Origin of the sequence: Pseudoalteromonas sp. SK18, assembly GCF_001974855.1 — a bacterium.
Taxonomy (GTDB): Bacteria; Pseudomonadota; Gammaproteobacteria; order Enterobacterales; family Alteromonadaceae; genus Pseudoalteromonas.
In genome coordinates this window covers 1-3,167 of the sequence record NZ_MTQB01000048.1, presented here as the reverse complement: position 1 = coordinate 3,167, position 3,167 = coordinate 1, and the positions used below count along the sequence as shown (strand labels likewise).

The window sequence follows — 3,167 nt, the reverse complement described above, 5'->3', positions numbered from 1 at the left end:
AAGACCCGTTTGGGTTGTATGGTTAAGTGACTAAGCGTACACGGTGGATGCCTTGGCAGTTGGAGGCGATGAAGGACGTATTAACTTGCGATAAGCCTAGTCAAGCTAGTAAAAAGCACTTGAGACTAGGATTTCCGAATGGGGAAACCCACCTGCTTGCAGGTATCGTTAACTGAATACATAGGTTAACGAAGCGAACGCGGAGAACTGAAACATCTAAGTACCCGTAGGAAAAGAAATCAACCGAGATTCCGAAAGTAGCGGCGAGCGAAATCGGAACAGCCCTTAAGCTTATTATGTGTTAATGGAAGGCTCTGGAAAGTGCCACGATACAGGGTGATAGTCCCGTACATGAAAATGCATTTTAAGTGAAATCGAGTAGGTCGGAGCACGTGAAACTTTGACTGAATATAGGTGGACCATCATCTAAGGCTAAATACTCCCAACTGACCGATAGTGAACCAGTACCGTGAGGGAAAGGCGAAAAGAACCCCTGTGAGGGGAGTGAAATAGAACCTGAAACCGTGTACGTACAAGCAGTAGGAGCCTACTTGTTAGGTGACTGCGTACCTTTTGTATAATGGGTCAGCGACTTATATTTTGTAGCGAGGTTAACCGATTAGGGTAGCCGTAGGGAAACCGAGTCTTAACTGGGCGAATAGTTGCAAGGTATAGACCCGAAACCCGGTGATCTAGCCATGGGCAGGTTGAAGGTTGAGTAACATCAACTGGAGGACCGAACCCACTAACGTTGAAAAGTTAGGGGATGACCTGTGGTTAGGAGTGAAAGGCTAATCAAACCGGGAGATAGCTGGTTCTCCCCGAAATCTATTTAGGTAGAGCCTCGGACGAATACTTACGGGGGTAGAGCACTGTTAAGGCTAGGGGGTCATCCCGACTTACCAACCCTTTGCAAACTCCGAATACCGTAAAGTAATATCCGGGAGACACACGGCGGGTGCTAACGTCCGTCGTGAAGAGGGAAACAACCCAGACCGCCAGCTAAGGTCCCAAAGTCATAGTTAAGTGGGAAACGATGTGGAAAGGCCCAGACAGCCAGGAGGTTGGCTTAGAAGCAGCCATCCTTTAAAGAAAGCGTAATAGCTCACTGGTCGAGTCGGTCTGCGCGGAAGATGTAACGGGGCTAAACTATGCACCGAAGCTGCGGATTCAGAATTTATTCTGAGTGGTAGGGGAGCGTTCTGTAAGCGGTTGAAGGTGTACCGGGAGGTATGCTGGACGTATCAGAAGTGCGAATGCTGACATGAGTAACGATAATGCGGGTGAAAAACCCGCACGCCGGAAGACCAAGGGTTCCTATCCCATGTTAATCAGGGTAGGGTAAGTCGACCCCTAAGGCGAGGCCGAAAGGCGTAGTCGATGGGAAACGGATTAATATTTCCGTACTTGGTATAATTGCGATGGGGGGACGGAGCAGGCTAAGCAAGCATGGCGATGGTAGTCCATGTGAAAGTGTGTAGGCTAGTGACTTAGGTAAATCCGGGTTGCTGTTAGGCTGAGACACGAGACGAGTCACTACGGTGATGAAGTTGCTGATGCCATACTTCCAGGAAAAGCCTCTAAGCTTCAGATTATACCGAATCGTACCCCAAACCGACACAGGTGGTCAGGTAGAGAATACTAAGGCGCTTGAGAGAACTCGGGTGAAGGAACTAGGCAAAATCGTACCGTAACTTCGGGAGAAGGTACGCTCCGATTGGTGATGAGACTTGCTCTCTAAGCTGATTGGAGCCGCAGTGACCAGGTGGCTGGGACTGTTTATTAAAAACACAGCACTGTGCAAAATCGCAAGATGACGTATACGGTGTGACACCTGCCCGGTGCCGGAAGGTTAATTGATGGGGTTATCTTCGGAGAAGCTCTTGATCGAAGCCCCGGTAAACGGCGGCCGTAACTATAACGGTCCTAAGGTAGCGAAATTCCTTGTCGGGTAAGTTCCGACCTGCACGAATGGTGTAACCATGGCCACGCTGTCTCCACCCGAGACTCAGTGAAATTGAAATCGCAGTGAAGATGCTGTGTACCCGCGGCTAGACGGAAAGACCCCGTGAACCTTTACTACAGCTTGGCACTGAACATTGAACCTACATGTGTAGGATAGGTGGGAGACTTAGAAGCAGAGACGCTAGTTTTTGTGGAGTCGTCCTTGAAATACCACCCTTGTAGTTTTGATGTTCTAACGTTGGCCCCTGAATCGGGGTTACGGACAGTGCCTGGTGGGTAGTTTGACTGGGGCGGTCTCCTCCCAAAGAGTAACGGAGGAGCACGAAGGTTGGCTAAGTACGGTCGGACATCGTACGGTTAGTGTAATGGTAGAAGCCAGCTTAACTGCGAGACAGACACGTCGAGCAGGTACGAAAGTAGGTCATAGTGATCCGGTGGTTCTGAATGGAAGGGCCATCGCTCAACGGATAAAAGGTACTCCGGGGATAACAGGCTGATACCGCCCAAGAGTTCATATCGACGGCGGTGTTTGGCACCTCGATGTCGGCTCATCACATCCTGGGGCTGAAGTCGGTCCCAAGGGTATGGCTGTTCGCCATTTAAAGTGGTACGCGAGCTGGGTTTAGAACGTCGTGAGACAGTTCGGTCCCTATCTGCCGTGGGCGTTTGAGAATTGAGAGGGGTTGCTCCTAGTACGAGAGGACCGGAGTGAACGAACCGCTGGTGTTCGGGTTGTCATGCCAATGGCATTGCCCGGTAGCTACGTTCGGAACTGATAAGCGCTGAAAGCATCTAAGCGCGAAGCAGGCCTCGAGATGAGTTCTCACTAGACTTTTAAAGTCTCTGAAGGGCCGTTGAAGACTACAACGTTGATAGGCAAGATGTGGAAGTGGTGTGAGCCATTAAGCTAACTTGTACTAATTACCCGTGAGGCTTAACCATACAACGCCAAACGCGTTTTATGTGATAGTGAAACAAGCGAAGAAGTTAATATAACTAAAGTAGATACTAGAAGACTTTATTATCAGAAATTCCAAATTTTAGTTAGTGCGTAGTAATACGAACTGACACCAAATTTGCTTGGTGACAATAGCGTTTTGGACCCACCTGACCCCATGCCGAACTCAGTAGTGAAACGAAACAGCGCCGATGATAGTGTAGCATTTGCTATGTGAAAGTAGGACATTACCAGGCTCCAAATA

2 rRNA genes are annotated in these 3,167 nt (G+C 49.2%); both read left to right on the top strand.

Annotation, left to right across the window (positions count from 1 at the left end):
- Positions 1-20: 20 nt before the first annotated feature.
- A 23S ribosomal RNA gene (locus BW139_RS17965) occupies positions 21-2,907 on the top strand.
- A 137-nt stretch (positions 2,908-3,044) separates the two neighbouring features.
- Positions 3,045-3,159, top strand: a 5S ribosomal RNA gene (gene rrf, locus BW139_RS17960).
- Positions 3,160-3,167: the final 8 nt, after the last annotated feature.